The sequence below is a fragment of the Rhizobium sp. No.120 genome, assembly GCF_054558365.1.
On sequence record NZ_BAAJNQ010000004.1, the window covers coordinates 92,950 to 119,065 of the forward strand.

Here is a 26,116-nt window from a genome sequence, read left to right on the forward strand (position 1 = left end):
CGGACCGCGCCGGCGATCGGTCGGCGCGGTCGACATGCGCAGCCAGAAAAGGTCGTGGTTCCTTAATATCGGCGAACTCTTCCACTGAGGGTCCGCTCGGCCACCATGGTTTTGCTCAGCAAAGCCGGCATTGGCGGGAGGCTGTTTCCGACTCTCCGAAACCTTGTGCTTCTCCCAGCATGCCCCTGTCCGTCAAATGGATTGATACCATCGCGCCGCCTTCCGGCCGGTTAGCGAATTCCAATTGCCCGCCATGGGCAAGTGCGATTGCCTGCACCACGGATAACCCCAGCCCGGTGCCGCCGGTGGCGCGCGAACGCGAGGGGTCGCCGCGCCAGAACGGGTTTACGGCGACGGCATCCATATCCAGCGGAAATCCGGGGCCATGATCGAGAACGCGGATGATGACGCTATCGTCCGCCACCTGCTCGGTCTCGCATCGCAGTGAGCCACCCTCTGCAGCATAGCGGCATGCATTTTCGAAAAGCGCCAATATAGCCTGGCGGATACGCGGGGAGTCGGCTGAAATCCAGGCGGGTTTCAGCTCCTTTTCGACCTGCAGTCCGCTGGCCTCCAGCATGGGCTTTGCGGTGGCGATGACAGTCTCGACCAATTGCGATGCGTCGATGCGCTGGCGCTCCACCACTAGCTTCTGGCCGATAGCGAGCGACAGGGTGCGCAGGTCTTCAACAACCCGCCCCAGGCCTTCGACCTGCAGGAGGAGATCGGAAATGATTTTCCGGTCCATCGGAAATACGCCGTCGAGCATGCTTTGCAGTGATCCCTGCAGGATGGTCAACGGCGTGCGCAGCTCGTGCGCAACCGCCATGTTGTTGAAACGCAATCGTTCCTCCATCGTCTCCAGGCTGGTCGCAAGAGCATTGAAGGTTTCGACAAGGCTCGCGACTTCCCGGGCGCTTCGATAGGAGGCGGGGACGCGGACGGAGAAATTGCCTGATTTAAGGCACTCCGCGGCAGAGGTGAGTTCCTCGAGCGGATGTGTGAGCCGACGCGCCAGGAAGACGCCGATCACGGCGCAGAGAAGGGCGGAAAGCAGACCGAAGACGAGCACGGAAAGCTGCACCTGGAAATCCGTCGGCTCGTTCATCGAAATGAGGTTTTCGACTAGGAATTTGAGGGAATCTCCATCGGGAACCTTGTTCTCGCTCAGCATCTTGTAGGTCGCAGCCGCTTTAGGTGGCAGAGCATCGGTGATGCTCTGCTCCAGATGGTTGGTATACGAAATGACCCCCAGATAGGTCAGGCCAACGCTGAGCAGCAGCATGATCGTCGTGACGACGGCGGTGAGCGTGGCAAGCGGTGCGCTCGGAAATCTCGGCTTCTTCATCTTGGGTCCGAAAAGCGATAGCCAATACCACGCACGGCAGGAAAGAAGCCGATCTGCCCCATTTCCTCCAGTTTGCGCCGGAGATTGGAGATGTGGGTATCGACGGTACGTACCAGAGCATCGCTTTCCGGCAGGCAGGCATCGAGAATATCGGCACGCGCGAAAGCCTGGGTTGGATGGCGGATCATATAGGCGAGGATGCGGAATTCGCTGAGCGTCAGCGGCAATGCAACGCGGTGCTCGTCCTTGTTTATGAAGACGGTATAGCTGCCGAAATCAACCTCCAGCGCGCCGAAGCGCTTGATGGCTTCAGCCCGATCGCCATGTGTGCGGCGCAGCACGGCTCTCACGCGTGCGACGACCTCCTGCGGGTTAAACGGCTTGACGATGTAGTCGTCGGCACCGAGGCGCAACCCGCTCAGGCGGTCTATGTCGTCAGCGACAGCCGTAACCATGATGACCGGCGTCGAGCCCGCCTGGCGCAGCCGGCCTAGCACGCCGAAGCCATCCAGTTTCGGCAGGCGAACGTCCAGCAGCACGAGATCCGGCTTCAAAAGCGCATGGTGCTGCAGCGCGGTTTCACCATCGCCGGCGCGAACCGTGCGAAAGCCGTCCCGCGTCAGATAACCCTCGAGTATCTGTGCGATTGCTGGTTCATCCTCCACGATGAGAACGAGACTGTTATCCACCCCTAGCGCCCCGTGCTTCTTCCGTTTTTCCGTTCGACTTCGTCGCTCGAAGCTTACTATTGCGGACAAAGCCCGCTTCCGCAATTTCCAAACGACTTTCCGTCCGTCCGATGGTCGTTTCTGAACAGAGCCTTCATGCTATCTTCGTCATTTCTTGACAATCGCGCTTCAGCTTGGCGCCGTTCCGCCTCTGGAGACATGGCATGTGGAAATTTGCATCGAACTCATGGAGCTCCGGCTCCGATCAAATGCGGCCGCGTCAGCCGCAGGCAACTGCCGATAGCGGATTGGCTGTTATCGGCATGATGATCGTCTGGACTAGCTTTGTCTTTGTGGTCTTTCCGAAGCTCGATCTGGCTGTTGCGCGCTTGTTTGCCCATGGGCATGCTTTCTGGCTGGCGGAGAATCTCTGGCTGAAAGCGGTGAGGGACATCGCTCGCCAAAGCCAACCCTATATTCTCGGTGCCATGAGTGTGATCGTGGTTCTGCATGTCTTCTTGCCGCGGAGATTACGATTTTGCCCTCCCCACAAGCCATTGTTCGTGCTTCTGAGCTTTGCCGCCGGGCCGTTATTGATCGTGCAGACGCTGAAAGCCGCAATCGGACGCGTGCGCCCGCGTAACCTGATCGAATTCGGGGGCACGGCGGATTTTACACCGGTCTGGCAGTTCTCGGGGGCGTGCAGCCGCAATTGTTCCTTTCCTTCCGGTGAAGCCGCCGCAGCTGCGGCGGCGCTGTCCATGTTGATACTCGTGCCTGCGCGGCACAGATGGATTGCCGCGGCGATCCTGGTGCCATGCTCGCTGTTCGTGGCATTCAACCGAGTGATCTTCGGTGCTCATTTCCTGTCGGATGTCATGCTCGCATGGCTTCTGACCATCTTTGCCATGATCGTGATCTGGCGCTGGATCAGCGTGAATTCGCGGGCAGTCGATCGCTACTTCACGCGCCTGATGTTCCGATGACCCTACCGCGACGGAATCTGGCCTCGGCAATCTCGTACAGGCGTCATTTGAGGGGCACGCAAGGCTTCGCCAACACTGTCGTTCAATCCTGCTTCCGATGTTCGCCAAGCGGTTCTGCCGCAGGTGTCGCCGCAATGCGACAGTTCCCGGCAAACGCATGTTACAAACCTTAACACAACGTTTCTTCACCTTTCCTTCGATCAGCGTTTACCTATTTAGGGTTGGCCGTGCCGCCGAACGCGATCGAGGCTGGTAAGGCGGACGGCGAATGGACCTGATCGGGGTGAGAGTGATGGGATGGGGTTGGTAGATTGGGCGCTGCGAGGAATGCTCGACCTGGATGGCCGACGCAGGATGCGCTCCCGCAAGAGCCAGTACGAGCCGTGGGTCCTGCTTGCCGTTGAGAGTTTCGAGCGGGAAATGCTGGCCTTCTACAGGCGTTCGCAGTTCACCGTGATCAAGAAAGCCGCATGAGGTTGATAAAATCCAAGCATCAACTGTGCCTCATAGGGCCGGCTGCTCTAAACTTGCTGCCGGTTGTTTGAGGAGCACAAAGCGTCGATCTTGCCGGATCGGCCGGTTATGTTAGGTTGGGATTGTCCTGCCTTTGCGGAGAGCTTTCAAATGGTTACGCTGCGTGAACCGATCCTGCATCCAGTCCCCATCGAGGAATTGAGACCCACCCAGATCACCGTCGGCATGCGCGAGGTCAAGGCCAAGCGTAAGGCCTGGCGCCTCAAGGCGGAAGCAGCGGGGGACAAGGCTGGTGAGTTCCTCGGAAATCACATGGTACCGACCATTCGCGGACCGCGCGGAAAATACTATGTCATCGATCATCACCATCTTTCCCTCGCGCTTTACGAGGAAGGGGTGAAGGATGTTCTCGTCACGACGGTCGCCGATCTCTCCCGGCTCGATCGGGACTCCTTCTGGTTTGTCATGGACTGTCATGACTGGATGCACCCATTCGACGAAGAGGGGAAGCGGCGCGGCTATGAAGATATCCCGAAGAGCATCAAGGATCTGATCGACGATCCCTATCGTTCGCTTGCCGGCGAGCTGCGACATGTCGGCGGCTATGCCAAGGACACGACGCCGTTCAGCGAATTTCTCTGGGCGGATTTCTTGCGTCGCCGCATCAAGCGCAAGGATCTCGATAAAGATTTCAAGGCCGCGCTGGAAAAGGCACATCAGCTTGCCAAGAGCAAGGATGCCGATTACCTGCCCGGCTGGTGCGGTCCTGTCGCTGAATAAATCTGAACCGATCTCGCAAACCTGAAGCTTTCCTTGGCTGACGCTCAGCTTCGCGAGCCCGGGTTTGCCGGCCTTTTGGCCGACCGGGCGGGCCATGGCAGCGTCTTCCTGGAGGGCACTGCCGCTGCGGTCGCTGGCCTGTTGATCCCGCTCTCGCTCCGTAGAATACGCACCGTCGCATTCAACTGAATGATATACGGTCCCTGCTGCCCGGCAGGGACCGTAAAACGCTTCGTGACGTTGCGCGATGTACCCTTCTGTCGCCCGCAAAGGCCAGCTCTCGCTGGGAAGCTACCGCATCTGCAATATGATCGGGCTGCTGCTTGCCGGGTCCGTATGCTCGCGCAGCGCCTTCACATCGTTTGCTGCAACCGCTCCGCCGTGATTTCCCCAGGAAGAGCGCACGAATGTCAGGACATCGGCAATCTGCTGGTCCGAAAGCTGCTGGCGGAAGGGCGGCATGCGATAGGCGTCCGGAATGCCGTTCGCCACGACGCGGCTGGAACCGTTCAGCGTCACATTGATCTGGGAAGCGTTTTCCTTCGCAAGCGAAGCGGCAGAGCCAGCGAGCGGCGGGATCCATTGCTGCTTTCCGCGCCCGTCGATGCCGTGGCAGAAGCTGCATTTTGCAACGAAAGTCTGGGCGCCCGGAATCTGCTCACGGTTGGAAAGCGATACGGTCTGGGCGGTACCTTCGTCGTATTGCCAGGGCGTGCCGTCGCGGGCGGGATCGCCGGGCAGGGATTTCAGGTAGTGGCTTATCGCCTTCAGGTCGTCGTCCGTCATGAACTGTGTCGAATTGTTGAAGGCATCCGCCATGGAACCGAAGACGACGGCGTGACCGTTCCTGCCGCTCTTGAGGAAGGCGAATATGTCGTCCTCGCTCCAGCGGCCAAGGCCGGTATTGGGATCGCCGCGCAGGCTTGGCGCATACCAGCCGTCGAGAAGAGCGCCGGAAAGATAGAGCGGACTGCTCTCATCCAGCGCCTTTTCCGCCATCGTAATGGCGCGCGGTGTATGGCAGCTGCCGCAGTGTCCCGGCCCCTGCAGGAGGTAGGCGCCACGGTTCCACTGGTCGTCGCCGGCCGTTTTCGGCTGATAGGTGCCGCCTTCGGTGAAAACGGCGTTCCAGAGCGCCAAAGGCCAGCGCATGTTCATCGGCCACTTGATATCGGAGGGTCTGTCCGCCTGCTTCACAGGCTCGACCCTATTCATGAAATAGGCGTAGAGCGCACGAATGTCGTCGTCGCTCATCTTCACATAGGAAGGATAGGGCATGGCCGGATAGAGGCGATGCCCGTCGCGCGCAACACCCTGGCGGACGGCGCGATCGAAATCGGCGAGCGTATAGTTGCCGATCCCGGTTTCCTTCTCCGGGGTGATGTTGGTCGTGAAGATGGAGCCGAGTGGCGTCCCCATTTCCAGCCCCCCGGCGAAGGGAGCGCTCTTGGGCGTGCTGTGGCAGGCGACGCAGTCGCCGAGGCGCGCGACATATTCGCCGTGCCGCAGCAGGTCCTCCGAAGGCGCCTGTATCGCGGCGACATTGTCGAAGGGAGATGCCGGCGTGCGCGTGACGAACCATGCGACGCCGCCGGCCACAAGCACGATAATCAGGAGAAGAACCAGAAGAAGTTTCTTCAAGAGGGTGCCCCCATGTCTTTGCTTTGGGATTTCGTATTCTGTCAGGCGGAAGCCAACCAACCCGGCTCTCGGACCAGAAATGAGCCGAAAGCCGGATACGTGCCTGGCACGGCGAGTGCTGCACCTCAGCTTTCAAAGGTGTAGTTGGAGAGAGGCATGCTGCGTATCCGCTTGCCCGTCAGGGTGGAAACGGCATTGGCGACTGCCGGCGGGATGGCAGGCAAGCCCGGCTCACCGATGCCGCCCATTTCCGCCCCGCTTTCGACGATGCGGACATGAACGCGCGCCATGCGATCCGGCGGCAGGATCGGATAGAGGTCGTAATTGCGCGCCACCGGCTCACCGTTCTTGTAGACGGCTTCCTCCATCAGCACCTGCGACATTCCGAGTGCGGTCGCCGAATTGACCTGCGCTTCGATGATTGCCGGATTGACGATGCTGCCGGGGTCGATCGCCTCCCAGACGTCATGAACGACGACCTGGCCATTGCGGATCGACACTTCGGCGATCGCCGCCGTATGGCTACCGAACGGAGAGGCCATGGCAACGCCGCGCGCGCGCCGCGAACCGTCGTCTGCCGTGAAGGGACCCCGCTTCCAGCCGCCGGAGAGATCGCCGGCCGCCTTCAGGAGATTGCTCAGCCGCTCGTTCTTTTGCAGCAGCTTGAGGCGCAGCTCATAGGGGTCCTGCCCGCCCTTGTCCGCCAACTCGTCGAGGAAGGTCTCGTAGAAAAAGTCGTTCATGGAATTGCCGACAGAGCGCCAATAGGCGAGCGTCGTCGGGTTTTTGACGTAGATCTGCGCGATGCGGTAGTTCGGGATTGCATAGGATTTGCCGGCAAGGCCTTCCAGGGCCGTCGGATCCAGCGAATCCTCCTTGTGACCGTAAACGCCCTCCGTCGGTCCCTCGCAAGCGCTGATGGCCTCGAGTGCCACCGGCATGCCGTTGGCATCGAGTGCGCCGCGGAAGCGCACGGCCGCCATCGGACGCATCGGATCGCGCAGAAACTCCTCCTCGCGGCTCCAGATGAGCTTGACCGGCCGCCCGACTTCCTTTGCAAGCTGGATGGCCTGCGGATAGGGATTGGCCGATGGATACAGGAAATGCCGGCCGAAGAAGCCGCCCAGAATGGGGCTGTGGATTATCACCTTCGATGGATCGAGGCCGGTCAGCTTGGCTATGTCGGCCTGGAATTGCTCGGGCGCCTGGTTGGGCATCCAGAGTTCGAGACTGCCGTCCGGGTTGAAGCGGGCCAGGGTCGATGGCGGCTCCAGCTGCGCATGATGCAGATACTGGCTCCTGTAGGTGGCGGAAATGACGGTCTTGGCGCCGTCGAAAGCCTTGGCGATATCGCCGACATTCTCCGCTTCCTTGCCATTGCCCGGTTCGTTGGCGAGCTTGTCGTTGAAGGCCGTGGTTGAAAAATCCGCAGGCATATAGCGGAGCTCAGGATTGGTGTCCGAGCCGGGCTCGCGCCAATCGACCTGGGCGGCCTCGGCTGCCCGCTTGGCATTCCACCAGCGTTCGGCGACGACGGCAACAGCGCCGGGCAGGCTATGGACGGAATGAACACCCGGCATCGCCTTGAGCTGCTCTTCGTTGCGGATCTTGCCGATGGTCAGGCCGAGGCGAGGAGCGTGCTGGACGGCGGCATGCAACATGCCGTCAACCTTGCAATCGATGGCGTAGACTGCCTTGCCTGTCGACTTATCATGCATATCCAGCCGCTCGACCGGTTTGCCGATCCAGCGGAATTGACTTGGGTCCCGAAGCGCCACGCTCTCGGGGGCAGGAACCGGCAGATCCAGCGCTTCGCTCGCAACGTCGCCATAGGCGAGGCTGCGGCCCGATGCGGTATGGATCACGCGGCCCGGCTCTGTGGTCAGCTCGGCGATGGGCGCATTCAGGCGCTTGGCGGCTGCTTGCAGGATCATGTTGCGGGCGAGCGCGCCGAGCCGGCGCATGGTCTCATAGCTGGTGCGCACCGACATGCTGCCGCCAGTAATGCGCATCTTGCCGTGCACGACAAGATAGTCGCTACCTGTCGGCGCATTTTCGACAATGAAGGTCTTCGGATCGGCATCGAGTTCTTCGCCGACGATCTGCGCCATCGCAGTGAAGACGCCTTGCCCGCCTTCGACAAAGGGGCTCATGAAACGGATGTTGCTGTCCGGGCGGATTTCGAGAAAGGCGGGAACGCGGGTGCCTGGAGGCATCGGGTTCGCCGCCTGCTGGGCGCGGGCGCGGCCAACCGGGACACCGAAGCCGAGGACGAAAGCGCCTGCCGCGGCACCCGCTGATGTCAGGAGAAAGTGACGGCGTGAGATGTTGACCGGAGCTCCTGTGGGAAACTCATCGTCGGGGACGAGATTGCGGCTGGTTTCGGTCATAGCGTCTCTCCTTCCTTGGAGGAGAGGTCTTTGACCGCCGCCTTGATCGCGTTGTAGGTGCCGCATCGACAGAGATTGATCATCGCCGCGGCGATCTCGTCATCGGAGGGATTGGGTGTTTCTTTAAGGAGCGCAGTCGCAGCCACGACTTGTCCCGATTGGCAGTAGCCGCATTGCGGAACCTGATGCTTGACCCAGGCGGCGACGACACGCTTTCCAACCGGGTCCGCCTCGATAGCCTCGATCGTCGTAATCTGGCGGCCGGCGACGCTGTCGAGCGGCGTTACGCAGGAGCGCACCACTTCGCCATCGACAAGAACGGAACAGGCACCGCATTGTGCCAGCCCGCACCCATATTTCGTGCCGGTCATGCCAAGCTCGTCGCGGATGATCCACAGAAGCGGTGTGTCACCGTCTGAATTGACTTGATAAGACTGGCTATTGATCTGAAGATTCATGAGGTGCCTCCTGAGGCTTTCGATCGTGAACCTTCAATGCCAGCGTTGTTCGATGATCCGGATGCTCAACGAACGGATGATGCATAGCTCAGGCTCACAACCCGAACTATAACATTGAACCGACCGCATCAAAAAGATTAGTATCTAAAACGTGATAGACGTTGGAAACCAGATTTATAAATTGGCTTCCAAGCTCATTATCCGCCTAAGCAGGATCTCGGCCGCGCCGACCGGGCGGGCGATGCGGCCATCTAGTCACGCCTTAACTTCCTGATCTTAATGCGTAATCGCGCAGCTGTGATCCTGCACGTCTTCGCCACCCATGCCGGGCACTGCGACATCGGTGAGGACAATGAAACCGGGGCCGTCGGCGAAATTGGCGCCGACAACCACGAGATTGTGATCGCCCATTTCCTTCGCCGGATCCTTCAATGTCCTGGCAAGCGCCAGGAAAGGATTGAAGTCGCCCAATGTCTCGCCCTTGACCCGGAGCGCCAAGAACTTGTGGCCGGCAATGGTATCGGGAAGGGGTGCCCAGTCGGTGCCGATCTTGTCGGCATCGGCCTTGAGCGCAGCCGATGCGTCGGCGCTCAAGCAATCGACGTGGATATGCAACTGGTTCTGCGAGCGGGCCTGCTGCGCATTGACGGCCAGGCTGAGGCCGTCGCGCGGAAGCGCATGCGGCAATCGGGCATCGACGTCGCCTCGTTCGGCCCATGCATCGGCAAAATAGTTATGCGTTGCGGGGTCTAGGAGTGCCGCGCTCTCCATGCCGGTTATCTTGTCGGTTGGAATCAGAAGAACTTGGGCCACCCCGCGAAGATCCTTCAGCATCGCGTAATGCTCGGCCGTGTTTACGGACAGGCAAGGTGCAGTCTGCACCGCGCACTTGTCGTGGACGATCTTCCACAGCACGTCGGAATCGGCAAAGGCTGGCGCAAAGAGGACAGGCAGGAACGAAACGGCAAGAGCCGCGACGCGATGAGAGAATGTCATGGCAGGAAATTTCCCTGGTTCAAGCAATTTGGCATTTTCGAAATTCCGAAGGGCTTAGCACAGGCCCGTTAGGCTGATGTGACGGCTTGGCGATGGCAAGCGTCGAATCTGGGAAATGCGTGCGGCGGATATCGCGCGACATCAGTTTCGGTTCATCTCGGGCTAAGGCCGCTTTCAGTTTGGTTGCCTAAATGGCAGGGGCCGGGGAAACCATGTCTCGCGCCAGGGAGGAAAGGTCGTTTGCAGAAACCTTTTGAGCATCCGCCGCGAGGCGTTCGCAACACTCGATCGCCGCAACTTTGCGGCAGACAAAAACGATCAGGAGCTTGAAATGGGTATCGGAAAGCTGATTGAAGAAGTTGCAGGTGCTGTGGCTGCCGACGAGGCTGTTGAGGCTGTCGACCCGAATGCCGGTTTCCTGACGAAGGCCGCCGCCGCCGTCGCCGGCTTTGAAGGCGTCAGCAAGCTGACGGACGTGCTGAAGGAAAAGGAACAGGAGCCGGCTGCCGACAATAGCGGCGATCAGAACGGCTGATAGGAAGCGGCAAGCACGCCTGCCGAAAAGATTTTGAAAGCCGGGCATGTCCCGGCTTTTGCGATAGGCCCGTTCATCTTCAACCATCGGCCTTCCCAGAGATAAAGGAGCGAAAGAATGCAGTCGGTTGCAGGATCGAACTGGCGATATTGGCAACGATCGGGCCTGCCGCTTCGCTCTTTGCCAGAGCCTCCTTCCAGACCGGATCGGCTACGAATTCCGCCCATTTCCGCTGGCGCTCCTCTAGCGATTGCCATTCGAGGAAATAGATGAGGTCGTTGCTGGAGGGCCCGACCATCGTCGTCCAGAAGCCGAGGGGGCGGATGCCGAGCCGGCTCCAGATCGCCAGTGTCGCCGTTTCGAAGCGCTCTCGGAGCGCTGGTAGCTTGCCGGGCATGCAAGTGTAGATGCGCATTTCATGGATCATGGAAATCCTCCGTGAGTGAATTTGGAACAGGCTGAGCCTGTCCCTGAAAGCCAGCTTTAAAAATAGTCGAGTGATAACAGCAGCTTGTAATTCCGTTTGGAAGCGGAAAAGTAGCGTTTCCAACAAGCTGGCTACTATTGCTCAACTTGAGCATAACAGAGGTACTCCTCATTTTTCAAGTGATTTGATGGTTCGGGAATGGGCGTCGATCAGATCCTCTAATACCACGGCGCGCCATGGTGGGTGCCGAGGACAAATAGCAGAGGCTCCTCCAGCGTTGCCTCTTGCCATCCTCCAATCGGTTCAAGTTAGAATTGTGCGCTTAGTGGGGCTTGACGAAAATAGGTCAGCTATTAATTTAAACGGAGGCGCCTCCGTTTATTTGTGGCGCCCTCTACTTTCTAATTCAGATGAGAGCCGACCATGACGTCAGATTTCCATTGGCTCGTCTTTCCAACAGAAACCATAGCAACCGGTAGACCGACGGATCGATTCCACTAGATTCCGCAGGTTTCATCTTCGTGACGATGGCAGGAGCTTATCATGACACGAACCATCCATATCGCGCTCGACATTAACGGGCAGCGCCACGAACTCGATATCGAGCCGCGTGTGACGCTTCTCGATGCGCTGCGCGAGCATCTTTCCCTCACCGGCACCAAAAAGGGCTGTGATCAGGGGCAGTGCGGCGCCTGCACCTGCCATGTCGACGGTAAGCGCGTGCTATCCTGTCTGACGCTTGCCGCGCAGGCCGAAGGCCGCGAGATCACGACGATCGAGGGATTGAACGGCGAGGGCGGCGATCTGCATCCGGTGCAGGCTGCATTTATCGAGCAAGACGCGTTCCAGTGCGGCTATTGCACGCCGGGCCAGATCATGTCGGCAGTTGCTTGCATCCGTGAGGGACATGCCGGCTCGGATGCGGAAATCCGCGAATATATGTCCGGCAATCTCTGTCGGTGCGGGGCCTATAACAACATCGTTGCGGCGGTGCGCCAGGCTGCGGAGGTGGCATGATGCGAAACTTCTCCTATCTGCGCGCGACATCGACGTCCGAGGCCGCCCAGGCCGCGCAACAGGCCGGCGCCGTGTTGCTTGCCGGCGGCACGACACTGCTCGATCTGGCCAAATGCGGTGTCGGCGAGCCCGATACCGTCATAGACATTACCCATCTCTCCGGCATAAGCGGCATCACCGTTACCGCCGATGGTGCAACGATCGGCGCGCTTGCCAGGATGAGCGAGGTCGCCGACCATAAGAATATCCGTGCCGCTTTCCCGGCTGTTTCCGAATCCCTGTCTCTGGCCGCGTCTGCCCAGCTTCGCAACATGGCGACGATCGGCGGCAATCTCCTGCAGCGCACGCGCTGTTCCTATTTTCGTGATCCCGGTGCCTTTCCTGCCTGCAACAAGCGCAATCCCGGTTCCGGCTGTTCGGCGATCGGCGGTATCACCCGCAATCACGCGGTGCTTGGAACCAGTGACGCCTGCATCGCCTCCTATCCCGGTGATTTGGCGGTTGCTCTGGTCGCATTCGACGCCGTGGTCGAGACGGATAGCCGCAAAGTTGGCATCGACGATTTCTTTCTCGTTCCCGGCGATACGCCAAACCTCGAAACAGTCCTGCAGCGCGGCGAGATCATCACCGCCGTCACCATTCCTGCCTCCGTCGCGGCCCGGAACTCCACCTACCTCAAGGTCCGTGATCGGCAGTCCTATGAGTTTGCTGCCGTGAGTGCCGCGGTCGGCCTGGAGCTTGAAGCCGATGGGAGGACGGTGCGTGATATTCGCGTGGCGATCGGCGGGGTCGCCACCAAGCCCTGGCGGGTGCGGGAGGTCGAGCAAGCGCTGATCGGTAAGGCTCTCACCTCGGAAGCTGTCGAAAAAGCCAGTCTGCTCGCCATGGAGGGTGCCGTCGATCATGGCGGCAATCATTACAAAATCGGACTTGCGCCGCGCGTCGTCGCTCGCGCCATTTTAAAAATGGGAGGTCTCGCATGACCATGATGGAACCCCGTAAGCATGGCGACGCCTCCGACGGCACCGTTGGCGGTCGTCAGTCGCGCTTCGAAGGCAAGATGAAGGTGACGGGTGCGGCGACCTATGCGCTGGAATATCCGGTCGAAAACCTTGCCTACGCCGTCCTCATCCAGAGCACGATTCCGGCTGGCCGTGTTGTCAACGTCGATGCCTCGGCAGCACTGGCGATGCCGGGCGTGCTGCTGGTGCTGACGCCGGAGGACGATCTTGGGCTCAAGCTTGCCGGTGATTGGGGCGGAAACAAACCCGCTGATGGCCCCTATTATCCGCTGCCGCGGGAGGTTAGCTTCAACGGGCAGTCAATTGCAGCCGTGATCGCTGAAAGCCGCGAATTGGCAACCGAGGCCGCCAGGCTGGTTCGCATAACCTATGAAGAGAGCAAGCACGTCGCCGACCTCAACGATCCGAATGCCGGCGAAGGCAAGCTTATGGAGCCGCTTTCGATTGCCTGGGGTGATGCCGAGGCTGCACTTGCCGCCTCCCCGGTGCAGATCGAGGCTGAATATTCAACGCCGCGCGAATATCACGTCGCGATGGAGCCGCATGGGCTGACTGCGAAATGGGATGGCGACCAGCTGACGATCTGGGAGCCGAGCCAATGGTCCCATGGCATGGCGCGCATGTATTCCGAATGGTTCGACATGCCCTATGAGAATGTCCGGATCATCTCGCCTTTCATCGGCGGCGGCTTCGGATCGAAAGGGATGCCGCTCGCTTATGGCGCGGTTGCAGTTGCGGCTGCAAGAAAGTTAGGCCGGCCGGTCAAACTCGCGGTCACCCGCCCGCAGAATTTCACGAGCTACGGCGGACGTGCAGGGACCAGACAGAAGATCGCGCTTGGCGCGACGGAAGATGGTATCTTGCAGGCGATCGTCCATCGCGGCGCCAGCGAAACCTCGCTCGAGGCCGACTGGCCGGAGCAGACGGGGGCGGCAACCTCGATCCTCTACAAGGTGGAGAACTTCTCCTCGCAGCATCGGGTCGTGCCGGTCAACAGCGTGACGCCCGGCGCCTTGCGGGGCCCGGGCAAGAACCCGAGCGCCTATGGCATCGAATGCGCGATCGAGGAACTGGCCTACAAGCTCGGCATGGATCCGCTCGAGATAAGGCTGAAGAACTATGCCGATCACGACTATCAGTCCGGCAAACCGTGGTCGACACGCCGACTACGCGAGGCGCTGACCGAAGGTGCGGAAGCCTTCGGCTGGTCGCGGCGCAGCCACGCGCCGCGTTCGATGCGGGACGGTAAGACGCTGATCGGCTGGGGCATTGGCTGCGGCACCTTCCCAGTCATCCGCGCACCGAGCGAGGCGATGATCCGCATCCTCGCGAATGGCAGGGTTGAGGTCGTCAGCGGCGCCATCGACATGGGGCAGGGCACCTATACGATCCTTGCCCAAAGCGCTGCGGAGGTCTTCGGCATTCCGGTGGATCAGGTCGAGGTCTATCTCGGCGACTCACGGCTACCGGGTTCGGCGATCGCCGGCGGCTCGATGCTGGCAGGCTCGATCATGGGAGCCGTCCATAAGGCGGCGGTCGCTGCCCGCGACGAACTCATCGGCCTTGCGCTCAGCGATGCCAATTCGCCCTTCCGCGATACGGGTGCGAATACGCTGAATTTTGCCGAGGGGCGCATCGTGGCGCCACGCGGCGAGACGCCATCGCTGACGCTGGCGGAACTGATGTCGGCGCTGAAACGTGAGGAGATCGAAGTCCGGCGCAATACCCTGCCTGAGGGCGCGAGCGCACAGGAGCAGCTTCAGGCCTGGACCACCATGGCTAGAGTCCAGGGTCCGACCATGGGCGATTATTCCATGCACAGCTGGTGCGCCCATTTCGCCGAAGTGCAAGTCGACGAGGATTTCGGCACGGTTCGAGTCTCGCGCATGGTCTCCGCCTTCGACTGCGGCCGTCTCTACAATCCCCGGCTGGTCGAAAGCCAGTGGCGCGGCGGCATCATCATGGGCATCGGCCAGGCACTTCTCGAAGAGGGCGTGATCGATCAGCGCAACGGGCGCACCGTCAACAACAATGTCGGCGATTACCTCGTTCCGACGAATTCCGACATCCCGGATATCCAGGTGATTTCCGTCGGCGTGCCGGATTTCAATGCCTCGGCGCTCGGCGGCAAGGGCGTCGGCGAGGTCGGCATCGTCGGCGTGGCGCCGGCGATTGCCAACGCCGTATTCCATGCGACCGGCAAGCGCGTTCGCGACCTGCCGATCACCTTGGAAAAGCTGTTGTAGAGCTGCTTTGTTCGAGCCGCAGCGGCATGCCTCGATCTTTACTGAGCCGGCGAGCGGTCGGCTCAGTATCTTACCGGATATTCGAGCTGCAGTTTGACGATGTCCGAGGTGCGAACGCCGTAGCGAGCAGCGATTTGAGCGAGGGTATGATCAAGCGCCTGGGCTGCGGGGAGCGTTGGTACTTCCAGAACCGAGGCATTAGTGTCGGACGATAGGTCCGGCACGAGAACCAGACCATTGCGTGAACGGATGGATTTGGCCGTTTCCGCAACGATCGACCGTGAGCGATATGTTCTCGACCACGCGTCCGCGGTCAGCGCCAGGGCAATCTCATCAAAGCCATCCTGAGCGGGTAGGCGAATGGTTTCATGGTTCCAGAAGGCAAGGTAGTTGCTGGCGAAACGCCATAGGCGGCCTGTCGTCATATGAAACAGCGTTGAGTCATGTGCGCTGCTCCAATCATCGACGCCCATGTGGGTGGCGATGGAGCGCGCCTTTTGCGAGCCGGCAATAGCCTCCACAAGCGCCAGCGAGGCGGGGATGGAGGCGGTGACGCCGGTTGTGCTGACGACATTGCCGTCGACCACATAGCGCTGATTGCGAACCCACCGAGCTTGCGGGAAGGCATCGTGTAGCTTGTCTAAGGCATACCAATGCGTCGTGGCGCGTTTGCCGTCAAATATGCCGGCCCTTGCTGCAAGCCAAGCGCCCTCACAGATCGAGACGATCATTGCACCCTTTGAGGATTGCTTCCGGACCCAGGCGATGATGTCGCGGTTCCTGTCGTCATGCATGGCGGGAATAATGACGATGTCAGCGCCTTCGGGATGATCGCGGTCAAAGTCCGATATTGTCGCATCTGACTTGATTGTCAGCGCCGGCATCAGGTTCACGGTACCGGCTTGCGTCGAAACAATCGCCACATCGGCAACGCCGGCGCTGCGTATGACGCCATAGGGGATAATGAGATCGGTCGTCTCCGTGCCTTTGTTGTCAGCGGCAATGGCAATCAGGGGGCGTGTTCGTCCGGCTTTCGGCCGAGTGAGCTGAATGGTGTTTTCGGCTGCTGTCGCAGCTCCCTCGAGAAAGAAAATCGCAAGGGTAAGTGTGAGCAGCGAAAGAAGCAGAATTCTGAGATCGAAGCGATACATGGCGCGTGTCCGGGATTGTGATGTCACGCCCTCAAAAATATTGGTCGACCCATCTGGCGGAAATGTCAAAGATATCGCATTTTCCGCCAATGCCGGATTTCACACTTTCACCCCGGCGCATCGCCGTCATTGGTTATGACGGTGTACAGGCGCTCGATATCGTCGGACCGATGGAGGTTTTCGCGATGGCGAACTTCCATGTGCCGGAGGGTGTGGCGCCCTATGAGGTTCTACTTGCCTCTCCGGCGGGCGGGACCGTCAAGAGCAGTTCGGCCGGCGGGCTGATGTTCGGCGAGAGCCAACGCCTCGAGCGGCTGCCTGATGATCTCGATACCGTCATCATCGCCGGTGGAAGCGAAGAAGGGCTTCGCGAGGTCATATTTCGGACTAACCTAATCGCTTGGCTGCACTCCAGGACAAAATCCGTTAGACGGATGGCGAGTGTCTGTACCGGTGCGTTCATACTGGCGGCCGGCGGTTTCCTCGATGGCAAGCGCGCCACTACCCATTGGAATTCCTGCGCTCTGTTGAAGGAGCTGCGCCCGCAAATCGATGTCGAGCCGGACGCTATCTTCGTTGCGGAGCCACCCGTCTTCACTTCGGCCGGAATTACGGCTGGCATCGATCTGTGCCTGGCGCTCGTCGAAGACGATTGTGGCTCAAAGACAGCCCTGGCTGTCGCGCGGCAAATGGTGCTATTCATGCGCCGGCCGGGCGGACAATCGCAGTTCAGTGCCGGCCTGGCCCTTCAGGAAAATGCGACGCCCCCAATACGAAAGCTTCTGAATGAGATCATCGATGATCCGACAGGGGATCTTTCAGGGGGCGCTCTTGCCAGCCGGGCCGGTATGAGCGAGCGCACATTTTCGCGCAACTTCCGCAGGGAGACTGGAACGACGCCGGCGCAATTCGTCGAAGCCGCACGGGTCGACCGGGCAAAGGCATTGCTCGAAAGTTCCGACTGGCCATTGGCCCGCATTGCCGAGCGTTCGGGCTTTACAAGCCTCGATACCCTGCACCGGGCATTTATCAAGCATCTTGCCGTGACCCCCGGCTTTTATCGCGCACGTTTCGGCACAGGCGCCTGACGACGTGGTCAGCCTCGTCACCCACATGTCGGCTCATGGCGTGCTGGAAAAAACTTCTCCTCTTTCATCGATAAAAAATATGGATTGGCTTCTCATCGAATGCCTCTCTGCCATTCTGTGCGCCGTATCGTCACCCCGCATGATTTAATCGACAGGAACACAATTGATGACCTACCGCCCCGATCCGGAACGCTATGACTCGGCCCATTTTCGCCGCGTCGGTCGAAGCGGCCTCAAACTGCCCGCTATCTCCTTTGGCCTCTGGCACAATTTCGGCGATACGACGGCTCTCGATGTTCAAAGGTCGATCCTTTTCAAGGCGTTCGATCTCGGCATCACACATTTCGATCTTGCTAATAATTATGGCCCGCCGGCGGGAAGCGCTGAGATCAATTTCGGTCATATCCTGAAGCAGGATTTGGCCGCTTATCGCGACGAGCTGATCATCTCCTCCAAAGCGGGCTGGGATATGTGGCCAGGTCCGTACGGCCGGGGCGGCGGATCGAAGAAGGCGTTGCTTTCCAGCCTTGACCAGAGTCTCACGCGTCTTGGCATCGACTATGTCGATATCTTCTATTCGCATCGCTTCGACGCGGAAACGCCGCTGGAAGAAACCGCCGACGCGCTGGCCCAGGCAGTGAGGCAGGGCAAGGCGCTCTATGTCGGCGTGTCATCTTATTCCGGCAACAAGACGCGCGAGATCGCAGCACTCCTGAAAGAACGCCAGGTGCCACTCCTGATCAATCAGCCGGCCTATAATCTCTTCAATCGCTGGGTCGAGAAGGATTTGCTTGCTGCTTCTGACGAAGTCGGTGCCGGCATTATCGCCTTCACCCCGCTCGCCCAGGGCCTGCTCACCAACAAGTATCTCAACGGCGTGCCGCAGGATGCCCGCGTTAACCGGCCTGGCGGGGACTTCCTACGTCCGGAGCATTTGAAAGAAGAGAATATCGAGCGCGCCCGCGCGCTCAACGAGATCGCCAAGCGTCGCGGCCAATCGCTCGCCCAGCTTGCCATCGCCTGGGTTCTTCGGGATCCGCGCGTAACGTCGGCCCTGATCGGTGCAAGCTCGGCGCGTCAGGTCGAGGAAAACGTGGCTGCCCTGAACGACCTGACGTTCAGCCCGGAGGAGCTCGCCGAGATCGATCGTTATGCCGTCGAAGGCGGCATCAATCTCTGGGAAAAGCCCTCGCATGACGAGGTCGTCTGATACGATTGACGGATCTGCCCGAACTTTCGGGCAGATCTCTTTTGCGAGAGCTAAGCTCGCGCATCAGCCGCCATATTCTATGATCTCAAGTCCCGCATTGTAGTCCGTCGCATAGATCAGGCCGTTGGCGTCGACGAAGACGTCAGCGGACTGGATGACTTTCGGGCGGCCTGGGCGGCGATCCGTCATGACAGTTGGTCCCGCGGGAACGAGAGCGCCGGTTTCGACCGGATGATAGGGGTCGGAAATATCGAAGGCGCGGATGCCGGCATTCTGCCATGTCGCAAAGATCAGGGTCTCGGAGACGAACGAGCCGGGCCGGTTTTCGTGCAGATTGTGCGGCCCGAAATGACCGCCCTTCTTCACGTAGTCGACTTCAGCTGGGATCGGAAAAGTCGAGATGCTGATCGGATTTTCAGGCACGCGGATGTCGAAGACCCAGGTATGCTTGCGGCCGTCTTCCTCATTGTCCAGCACGGCTTCATCCGCAACGACAAGAAGATCGCGGCCGGGAAGCGGCAGCGGCGAATGCGTGCCACCGCCATAGGGCGGGCACCAGTTATGGTGCTTGATGAGCTTGGGTGCGGAATGATCTTTGATGTCGAGGAGCGTCAATCCGCCATCGCGCCAGCAGGCATAGGCCGTATCGCCATGGACAAGTGCATGATGCAGGGCATAACGCTTGCCATCACCCCAATTCGGTGTTTCGCCCGCAGCCTTGTTCATGCCGGGAAGCCACCATTGGCCGACAAGTTCGGGCCGGGTTGGATCAGCCATGTCGATGGTGACGAAGATATAATCGGTAAAGTCGTCGAGCAGCGCGGAGGCATAGGCATAGCGGCCGCCGACATACCAAAGCCGATGAAAGCCGACACCTTCGACATCCAGTTGGCCGATCTTGCGCGGCTGGTCGGGAATGGAGATATCGAACACGCTCATGCCTGTGGTCCAGGCGCGCTCACGCTTTCTGGCGGCGACCGTCTCGCCGACGGACTGCGTGTAGTAGGCCTTCTCATCCGTGAAGGTTTCCACGTCGGCAAAGAGATCGAGCGCGTTGATGACCAGCAGCAGGTTCTCATGCGTCTGCAGATGGATGTTCCAGGTGTTGGCTGGCGCCGGCACGTAATTGACCGTCTGCGAGTTCTTCGGGTCGCGCACGTCAACGATCGAGAAGCCTTGGGACCAGGGATGGGCAATATAGGCGTAGCCTCGATGAACCATCAGCTGCAAGCCATCGCCGCGGCCGCCGATATCGTTATGGCCGATCAGTGTCATGTTGCGGGCAAAGTCGGGTTTGGGTAGGTCGGTCGATGCCATGGGACGCCTCACGCTCAGGGGAACAAAAAGGGCCGCCCGTAGGGGCGGCGCCTATGAAAGCAATTGATAAGGCTCAGTTCTTGACCGCCGGAATCCAGGCTGCCGTCGCGGCATCGCTCTTCAGGAAGGCCGGGAATTTCTGCTGCAGTTCTTCGATCGTGCCGATCTTGTTGTTGATGAGATCGTCACGCGTAATGAGCGTCGGCTGCAGAAGAACCGAGCGACCCGGGGACTGGCCGGCAATGGCGAGCGAAACAGCGCGAACGGAAACTTCGCCCACGACGGCAGCATTCGTGGCCGCCGTCGCGACCCAGGCGCTGTCCGGCTCGACCATCAGCTGGATATCGGCAGTCGACGTGTCGACGCCGTAGATCTTGACCTTGGCGGAAAGGCCGAGCTCGTCGATCGCGAGCTTTGCGCCCTTGGCGAACTCATCCCATGGCGTGAAGATCACCGAAATATCCGGATTGGCGCGCAGGACGGCCTTGGTCTGGTCGGCGACGGAGGCGGGAACGGTGTCATTGACCACACCCCAGACCGCCTTTTCCTTCAAATTGTGCTTGGCAATGAAATCCTTCCACACCGCATAGCGGCGGTCGAGCGGCGCGAAACCGGCAACGTAGACCGCACCGCCGGTGAAGCCATCACCCTTATCCTTCACGGTCTGGTCAAGCACGAGCTTGGCCATATCCTTGTCGCTCTGTTCGATCTGCGGAATTTGCGGATTGTCGAGGTTGACGTCATAGGCAACGACTTTGATGCCCTTGTCGAGTGCCTTCTGCGCGACATCCTTCAGAACCTCGGGGCGGCCATTGTTGATGACGATGCCGTCGACGCCGAGATTGATCGCCTGCTCGACGAGATTGCGCTGCGTGTCGTTGTCATTGCGGGCCTGCGAAACGGTGAGGTTGACGCCAAGCGCATCCGCCTGCCGCTTGACGCCGGCCTCGAAGGCCTGCAGCCAGTCACCGCTGCCAAGGAAGCTGATGACGGCGATATTGACGGTTCTTTTATCGAAAGGAGCGGGCGCGCCGGGAATGCCGGCAGCCGATGCCGTGGTCATGAAAAGCGAGCCGGCCACAACGGCCGAAGCGATGATTTTGAATAATTTGATCATTGAAAATCCATTGAGTGTTGGGTTGGAACGGATGGCGGCATCATGCCTTGCTGCGGCTGATTCCATAGGTCAGTGCGAGCGCACCGACGAGAACGGCGCCCTTGATGAAGTCCTGGGTGTAATAGGGCGCGTTCAGCATCGTCAGGCCGTTCAGAAGCACGCCGACAAAGACGGCACCGATTGTCGTGCCGAGAACGTTCGGACGGCGCAACCCGAGGACGGCAAAGCCGATAAGCGAGGCTGCGACGGAATCCATCAGCAGCGAGGCGCCGGAGGAAACATCACCGCGGCCGACACGGGCGGCAACGATAATGCCACCAAGCGAGGCGAGAACACCCGAGAGCACGTAGGCAAAGGTCTTCAGACGGGCGACATTGGCACCGGCCAGTCGGGTCGCCGCTTCATTGCCGCCGGTGGCGTAGAGAAGACGGCCAAGACGCGTGCGCTCGGTGAGCACATAGAGCGCGAGCGCGACGATCAGCATGAGGATGACGGGGAAAGGAATAATGCTGAACAGGCTCGATCGTCCGATCGTCAAAAAGGCAGGGTCGACCTTGCCTGACGCCGTCGTCCCGTCGGGAAGGATCAAGCCCACGGAGATCGAGCGCCCGGCTGTCGGGATCAGCTGCAGCCCCGTGAGCAGGAACATGGTGGAGAGGGTCGCGAGCAGATCCGGCACTTTGAGCCTGACGATCAGCAGGGCGTTGGCAAGCCCGACGATCGCGCCGAAGGCAAGCACCAGCGGCACTGTCTCATAGGCGTTGAGACCCCATACGATCATCGTATAGCTCGCCGCCATGACGCTGGAGGCGGCCACGGCCCCGACGGAAAGATCGAAGCCGCCGATGGCGAGCGTCACCGTCACGCCGGCACCGATGATGGCGACGACCGAAACAGCCTGAAGGATGCTCATCAGATTGTTGATGTTGATGAAGGCGGGCTGGGCGAAACTGAAGATGATGACGAGGGCAAGAAGGAGCAGAAACACGGCTCCGCGCCGCACGAATTCCTGCGGCGACGTCGTATGGTTCGCCCGCTTGATCTGTTCGGGGATTTCTGCAGTGCCTTCACTCATCAGGCAAATTCCTTGTTCTGTCGGTCGCCTGTGGCCCCGTCAGCGACATCTTTGAGACCGTGATTTTCCATCAGCAGCACCCGGTCGGCGACTTCGAGCGCCTCCTCCGGATCGGATGTCGCGATCAGGGTGGCGCGGTCGGTATGGGCACGTATGGCCGCGATAATGTCCTGGCGGGCGCCGACATCGACCCCCTGGAAGGGCTCGTCGAGAAGCATGAGCCGGCTTGGTTCAGCCTCCCAGCGGGCGAGAACGACCTTTTGCTGATTGCCGCCGGAAAGCGACCAGACGGATGCCTCGGGGCCAGGCGCCTTTATGCCGAGGCGTCGGATGGCCTTTTCTCCCTCGCGGCTCTCGTGTCCGGAAAACAGGAAGCCAGACGGATACCAGCGTTTCAGGTGCGGCAGGCTGATCGTTGCCGCAATGCTCTCCCCCGGCCAGTCCGATGGCATCAGAGAGGAGCGATGTCGGTCGGCAGCAGCCATGACGACGCCGCGCGCGATTGCATCCGCGGGCGAGTGGGGCTGAAATGTATTGCCATCCAGAAGTGCCGTGCCGGAGGCAAACCGCTCAAGGCCGAAAAGCGTAGACAGAAGCCGGCTCTTGCCGGCGCCTAGAACGCCCGTAATGGCGACGACCTCGCCGGCATGAAGCCTGAGATCAATCGGCGGGCTGTAGGCAAGCAGCCGGGCAGCCTGAAGTTCCAGTACGGTCTGCTCGAATTTTTCACGGCGATGCGGGCGAGCCGCCTTCATGGAACGGCCAATCATGGTTTCGATGGCGGCGTCGAAGTCGATCGGGCGCGAGAAGGCACCGACATTGCGGCCGCCGCGCAGCACAACTACGCGATCGGCGAGCGCATCGAGATCAGCCGTACGGTGCGAGATATAGAGAATGCCCAGGCCGCGGGCCTTCAGCCGACGCACGATATCGTAAAGCCGTGCCGTTTCGCGTCCGGAGAGGCTTGCGGTCGGCTCATCCAGGATCAGCAGCTGCGCCTTGTTGGAAAGGGCGCGCGCAATGGCGACCATTTGTCGGTCGGCTGTTCCAAGATCGCCAAAATCGCGGTCGAGCGGTAAGTCGAAGCCGGCTTCAGACAGGATCGCTTCTGCCTTCCGCCGCACCGAACGCTTCGACAGAAAGAAGGGCTGGCGTCCGTCGACATATTGGTTGAGCAGCAGCGCATCTGCGACCGAAAGGCCGGCGACCCCGACGACATCGGTCGATTGATGCACTGTAACGATGCCCCGCGCCGTCGCCTCGGCCGGACTTTCGGGGCGATAATCCGCGCCGTTCCATAGGATCGTGCCTGAATCGGCGCGGTGAATGCCCGACAGGATTTTGACCAGCGTCGACTTGCCGGCGCCGTTCGCTCCCATCAGTGCGACGACCTCGCCGCGATCGACGGTTAGAGACGCACCCGCCAAGGCCTGTGTCGAGCCGAAAGCAAGCGAAAGATTTTGGGCATCCAGCAAGGTCATGGGCAAGGGTTCACCGATTGTCAGCGGTACTCGTAAGCCACTGGCATTCAATTAAAAGGACGCGCCTTGCTTTGTTTATTTAATCTATAGAATAAATTTTTTACCAAGCTTGGTTCGACTGCATTCGGGTCTCGGCGTGTGGGCGGGGGGAACCGAGCAAGTCCCGCCTAGACCTGTCTCTGAGGAGTTTAATTTGTCCGAAATTTCGAAGGAGCAGGAAAACTCTTCCTTTAATCTACTATTTTTATAGACAATATAAAGCCATTGAATATCAGCAATTTCCGTGACGGTGAGGTATTTACGTCGCGCCGGCGGGAATATTCGCCAGGGGTTTTCATGGATACAGTGGTCTATCTCGCTTCACTCGCCACGCGGCCAAGCCTTGCCGCAACCAAACGCGTCTGGTCGATCCTGCAGCATCTTCTGGCAGGCCTGATGGTCCTCTTTTCGCTTCTGGTGCTGCTGCACGCTCTTTGCGGCAGCTGAGATTTGAGCGCGATCAGAAATTGACGGGGCGAAGAAAAGGCCCGGCGTACCGCATCTGGACGCCGGGCCTTTTGGGTTTACTTGATGGAGTGGAGATCGACGCCCTTGGTTTCACGAACGAAGATGAGGCCGATGACCAGCGTCATCGCCGCGATCGCGATCGGGTACCACAGACCGTAGTAAATATCGCCCGTAGCGGCGCTCATGGCGAAGACCGTTGCGGGCAGCAGGCCGCCGAACCAGCCGTTGCCGATATGATAAGGCAGCGACATGCCGGTATAGCGGATGCGGGTCGGGAACATCTCAACCAGGATTGCGGCGATCGGGCCGTAGACCATCGTCACATAGATCACCAGGATCGTCAGGATGAGGATGGTCAGCGGCCAATTGATGGCCGATGGATCGGCGACCATTTTGAAAGCGCCACCCTTGGGTATGGTGTAGACCGGCATGTCGGTCGCGCCGCCAGCCTGATCCGCTGTCAGAAGCTTCGCCTTGACGAGATCTGCAACCGGGGTGACTGTCTTGTCGCCCGCCCGCACGGTCGCCGCATTGAGCCCCAGCTCGGGGTTGGCGGCGATGAAGGCGTCGAGCTTGGCATCCGGCACCTTGGCGGGGTCGCGCACCAGCGGGAATCCGGCCTTCTGCAGGGCAAGGCTCATGTCATGCGTGAATGCCGCACTCTTGGCCGCTGCACCGGCACCTGCCGCTGTTGCGTCGTAGGAAGTTATAGTCGCGTCGCCCACCTTGATCGTCGCCGGTTGTCCGGCTGGGCCTTCGACAATCGTATAGGGCACGGAAGACTTCGCCAGGAAGGAGGTGGCGATATCGCACGAATTGTTGAACTTTGCGGTTCCCACAGGATTGAACTGGAAGGTGCAATCGCCAGGAGCAGCCGTCACTGTCGCCCGGATGGTTTGCTCCGCTTGGGCAAGGGCGGGGTTTGCGGCATTGGTCAATGCCTTGAACAGCGGGAAATAGGTGAGGATGGCGAGGGCAAGGCCCGCCATGATGATCGGTTTGCGGCCGATCTTATCGGAGAGCCAGCCGAAGAACACAAAGAAGCCGCTGCCGATCAGAAGCGCGATCGCTATCATGATGTTGACGGACTGGCCGTCGACCTTCAGCACGTTCTGCAGGAAGAACAATGAATAGAATTGGCCTGCATACCAGACGACCGCCTGACCGGCGGTGAGGCCGAGCAGCGCGATCAAGGCGATCTTGGCATTCTTCCACTGGCCGAAGGCCTCGGAAAGCGGAGCCTTGGAGCCCTTGCCCTCTTCCTTCATCTTCTTGAAGGCTGGCGATTCGCTGAGCGACAGCCGGATCCAGACGGAGATGGCGAGCAGAAGGCAGGAAACCAGGAAGGGAATGCGCCAGCCCCACGCCGCGAAAGCCTCTTTGCCCAGCGCATTCTGGACGATCAGGATGACGATCAGAGACAGGAACAGACCGAGCGTCGCGGTGGTCTGGATCCAGGAGGTGTAATAGCCGCGCTTGCTGTCGGGCGCGTGTTCGGCGACATAAGTCGCAGCACCCCCATATTCGCCGCCGAGGGCCAGGCCTTGCAACAGGCGAAGGATGATCAGGATGACAGGGGCGGCGATGCCCCAGCTTGCCGCACCCGGGAGAACGCCGACCAGGAAGGTCGAAAGACCCATGATCAGGATCGTGACGAGGAAGGTGTATTTACGTCCCACGAGGTCGCCGATGCGCCCGAAGACGAGCGCGCCGAACGGCCGGACCAGAAAGCCTGCGGCAAAGGCGAGCAGGGCGAAGATATTGCGGGTTGCTTCCGGATAGTCGCTGAAGAAGGCCGTGCCGATGAAGGCGGCCAGAGACCCGTAAAGATAGAAATCGTACCATTCGAACACGGTTCCGAGGGAGGAGGCGAAGATGACCTTCTTCTCTTCCCTGGTCATGCCTCGACTCGTCGTCTCGGCCACGGACGTGGATGCCATGAATCAACCCTCCCAATTGCACCAGGGACATGGTCAAAAGACCCGTGTCATGTCCCCCATAATGACATTACGCAGGACTTTCCTGCCGATGGGCGGGAAAGTCGCGCCAGTGGGTGCTCTCCTGATTTCCTCCCCCAGAAGATCACGCACCTGATGCATATGTGAGTGTTGGCCAAAAATTGAAAATTGCAATGGCTGCAACCGCTGCCGCTTATGGAAATCTGTGTGTAAGCATCAAGAAA

General features: G+C 59.9%; 24 protein-coding genes. 11 read left to right on the forward strand and 13 right to left on the reverse strand.

Translation table 11 applies throughout. The features are described 5' to 3' along the window. Positions 1 to 115 precede the first annotated feature (115 nt). Both ACYJRZ_RS14395 and ACYJRZ_RS14400 read right to left on the reverse strand, forming a co-directional pair. Positions 116 to 1,348 carry an ATP-binding protein gene (locus ACYJRZ_RS14395; RefSeq protein WP_459459793.1) on the reverse strand — a complete coding sequence of 411 codons (1,233 nt, stop codon included), beginning with the start codon at positions 1,346 to 1,348 and terminating at the stop codon, positions 116 to 118. Further along, positions 1,345 to 2,037, reverse strand: a complete 693-nt coding sequence (locus ACYJRZ_RS14400) for a response regulator (protein WP_459459795.1) — start codon at positions 2,035 to 2,037, stop codon at positions 1,345 to 1,347. The genes ACYJRZ_RS14395 and ACYJRZ_RS14400 overlap by 4 nt, the downstream gene beginning before the upstream one ends. Before the next feature lie 203 nt (positions 2,038 to 2,240). Between ACYJRZ_RS14400 and ACYJRZ_RS14405 the strand changes: the two genes are divergently transcribed. The 4 genes from ACYJRZ_RS14405 (at position 2,241) to ACYJRZ_RS14420 (ending at position 4,445) form a co-directional block, all read left to right on the forward strand. Further along, positions 2,241 to 3,002, forward strand: coding sequence for a phosphatase PAP2 family protein (locus ACYJRZ_RS14405; protein ID WP_459459797.1), 762 nt, complete (start codon positions 2,241 to 2,243; stop codon positions 3,000 to 3,002). 297 nt (positions 3,003 to 3,299) lie between these two features. Beyond that, entirely contained in the window at positions 3,300 to 3,476 is a 177-nt protein-coding gene (locus tag ACYJRZ_RS14410; protein ID WP_459459799.1) for a hypothetical protein, read from the forward strand. A 150-nt stretch (positions 3,477 to 3,626) separates the two neighbouring features. Next, positions 3,627 to 4,256, forward strand: a complete 630-nt coding sequence (locus tag ACYJRZ_RS14415; protein ID WP_459459801.1) for a ParB-like protein — start codon at positions 3,627 to 3,629, stop codon at positions 4,254 to 4,256. 33 nt (positions 4,257 to 4,289) lie between these two features. Next, on the forward strand, positions 4,290 to 4,445 hold the full coding sequence (locus ACYJRZ_RS14420; RefSeq protein WP_459459803.1) for a hypothetical protein: 156 nt from the start codon (positions 4,290 to 4,292) through the stop codon (positions 4,443 to 4,445). 102 nt (positions 4,446 to 4,547) lie between these two features. Here the strand turns inward: ACYJRZ_RS14420 and ACYJRZ_RS14425 are convergent, their stop codons facing one another. From ACYJRZ_RS14425 to ACYJRZ_RS14440, 4 genes are all read right to left on the reverse strand, one after another. Next, the gene (locus ACYJRZ_RS14425; RefSeq protein ID WP_459459805.1) at positions 4,548 to 5,897 is read right to left on the reverse strand and encodes a c-type cytochrome; all 1,350 of its coding nucleotides are present in this window, start codon (positions 5,895 to 5,897) and stop codon (positions 4,548 to 4,550) included. 125 nt (positions 5,898 to 6,022) lie between these two features. Beyond that, entirely contained in the window at positions 6,023 to 8,287 is a 2,265-nt protein-coding gene (locus ACYJRZ_RS14430) for a xanthine dehydrogenase family protein molybdopterin-binding subunit (protein WP_459459807.1), read from the reverse strand. After that, positions 8,284 to 8,745 (reverse strand): (2Fe-2S)-binding protein, encoded by a 462-nt coding sequence (locus ACYJRZ_RS14435; RefSeq protein ID WP_459459809.1) that lies wholly within the window; start codon positions 8,743 to 8,745, stop codon positions 8,284 to 8,286. Before ACYJRZ_RS14435 ends, ACYJRZ_RS14430 begins: the two co-directional genes overlap by 4 nt. A 276-nt stretch (positions 8,746 to 9,021) precedes the next feature. Beyond that, entirely contained in the window at positions 9,022 to 9,741 is a 720-nt protein-coding gene (locus tag ACYJRZ_RS14440; protein ID WP_459459811.1) for a CDP-diacylglycerol diphosphatase, read from the reverse strand. Positions 9,742 to 10,072: 331 nt separating this feature from the next. Between ACYJRZ_RS14440 and ACYJRZ_RS14445 the strand changes: the two genes are divergently transcribed. After that, positions 10,073 to 10,276 (forward strand): hypothetical protein, encoded by a 204-nt coding sequence (locus tag ACYJRZ_RS14445; RefSeq protein ID WP_459459813.1) that lies wholly within the window; start codon positions 10,073 to 10,075, stop codon positions 10,274 to 10,276. A gap of 79 nt (positions 10,277 to 10,355) precedes the next feature. Here ACYJRZ_RS14445 and ACYJRZ_RS14450 read toward each other — a convergent pair whose 3' ends face one another. Then, on the reverse strand, positions 10,356 to 10,703 hold the full coding sequence (locus ACYJRZ_RS14450; RefSeq protein WP_459459815.1) for an NIPSNAP family protein: 348 nt from the start codon (positions 10,701 to 10,703) through the stop codon (positions 10,356 to 10,358). Positions 10,704 to 11,246: 543 nt separating this feature from the next. Between ACYJRZ_RS14450 and ACYJRZ_RS14455 the strand changes: the two genes are divergently transcribed. The 3 genes from ACYJRZ_RS14455 to ACYJRZ_RS14465 are packed head-to-tail and all read left to right on the forward strand — an operon-like array spanning position 11,247 to position 14,988. After that, positions 11,247 to 11,720 carry a (2Fe-2S)-binding protein gene (locus tag ACYJRZ_RS14455; protein WP_459459817.1) on the forward strand — a complete coding sequence of 158 codons (474 nt, stop codon included), beginning with the start codon at positions 11,247 to 11,249 and terminating at the stop codon, positions 11,718 to 11,720. Continuing rightward, positions 11,720 to 12,703, forward strand: coding sequence for an FAD binding domain-containing protein (locus ACYJRZ_RS14460; protein WP_459460580.1), 984 nt, complete (start codon positions 11,720 to 11,722; stop codon positions 12,701 to 12,703). Before ACYJRZ_RS14455 ends, ACYJRZ_RS14460 begins: the two co-directional genes overlap by 1 nt. Further along, positions 12,700 to 14,988 (forward strand): xanthine dehydrogenase family protein molybdopterin-binding subunit, encoded by a 2,289-nt coding sequence (locus ACYJRZ_RS14465; protein WP_459459819.1) that lies wholly within the window; start codon positions 12,700 to 12,702, stop codon positions 14,986 to 14,988. Before ACYJRZ_RS14460 ends, ACYJRZ_RS14465 begins: the two co-directional genes overlap by 4 nt. Before the next feature lie 62 nt (positions 14,989 to 15,050). Here ACYJRZ_RS14465 and ACYJRZ_RS14470 read toward each other — a convergent pair whose 3' ends face one another. Beyond that, entirely contained in the window at positions 15,051 to 16,139 is a 1,089-nt protein-coding gene (locus tag ACYJRZ_RS14470) for a DJ-1/PfpI family protein (RefSeq protein ID WP_459459821.1), read from the reverse strand. Between the two features lie 20 nt (positions 16,140 to 16,159). On the opposite strand from ACYJRZ_RS14470, the gene ACYJRZ_RS14475 reads away from it, so the two are divergent. Both ACYJRZ_RS14475 and mgrA read left to right on the forward strand, forming a co-directional pair. After that, the gene (locus ACYJRZ_RS14475; protein WP_459459823.1) at positions 16,160 to 17,227 is read left to right on the forward strand and encodes a GlxA family transcriptional regulator; all 1,068 of its coding nucleotides are present in this window, start codon (positions 16,160 to 16,162) and stop codon (positions 17,225 to 17,227) included. A 166-nt stretch (positions 17,228 to 17,393) separates the two neighbouring features. Further along, positions 17,394 to 18,437, forward strand: a complete 1,044-nt coding sequence (gene mgrA, locus ACYJRZ_RS14480; protein WP_459459825.1) for an L-glyceraldehyde 3-phosphate reductase — start codon at positions 17,394 to 17,396, stop codon at positions 18,435 to 18,437. 63 nt (positions 18,438 to 18,500) lie between these two features. Here mgrA and ACYJRZ_RS14485 read toward each other — a convergent pair whose 3' ends face one another. The 4 genes from ACYJRZ_RS14485 to ACYJRZ_RS14500 all read right to left on the reverse strand — a co-directional run bounded on the left by ACYJRZ_RS14485 (position 18,501) and on the right by ACYJRZ_RS14500 (position 23,427). Further along, on the reverse strand, positions 18,501 to 19,754 hold the full coding sequence (locus tag ACYJRZ_RS14485; protein ID WP_459459827.1) for an LVIVD repeat-containing protein: 1,254 nt from the start codon (positions 19,752 to 19,754) through the stop codon (positions 18,501 to 18,503). A 73-nt stretch (positions 19,755 to 19,827) separates the two neighbouring features. Beyond that, positions 19,828 to 20,871 carry a substrate-binding domain-containing protein gene (locus tag ACYJRZ_RS14490; RefSeq protein WP_459459829.1) on the reverse strand — a complete coding sequence of 348 codons (1,044 nt, stop codon included), beginning with the start codon at positions 20,869 to 20,871 and terminating at the stop codon, positions 19,828 to 19,830. 40 nt (positions 20,872 to 20,911) lie between these two features. Further along, entirely contained in the window at positions 20,912 to 21,946 is a 1,035-nt protein-coding gene (locus ACYJRZ_RS14495; RefSeq protein WP_459459831.1) for an ABC transporter permease, read from the reverse strand. After that, entirely contained in the window at positions 21,946 to 23,427 is a 1,482-nt protein-coding gene (locus tag ACYJRZ_RS14500) for a sugar ABC transporter ATP-binding protein (protein WP_459459833.1), read from the reverse strand. Before ACYJRZ_RS14500 ends, ACYJRZ_RS14495 begins: the two co-directional genes overlap by 1 nt. Before the next feature lie 336 nt (positions 23,428 to 23,763). Here ACYJRZ_RS14500 and ACYJRZ_RS14505 point away from each other — a divergent pair, with 336 nt between their 5' ends. Beyond that, a complete protein-coding gene (locus ACYJRZ_RS14505) occupies positions 23,764 to 23,913 on the forward strand; it encodes a hypothetical protein (RefSeq protein WP_459459835.1) in 150 nt (49 codons plus the stop codon). A gap of 77 nt (positions 23,914 to 23,990) precedes the next feature. Here ACYJRZ_RS14505 and ACYJRZ_RS14510 read toward each other — a convergent pair whose 3' ends face one another. Beyond that, positions 23,991 to 25,874 carry an MFS transporter gene (locus ACYJRZ_RS14510; protein ID WP_459459837.1) on the reverse strand — a complete coding sequence of 628 codons (1,884 nt, stop codon included), beginning with the start codon at positions 25,872 to 25,874 and terminating at the stop codon, positions 23,991 to 23,993. Positions 25,875 to 26,116 lie beyond the last annotated feature (242 nt).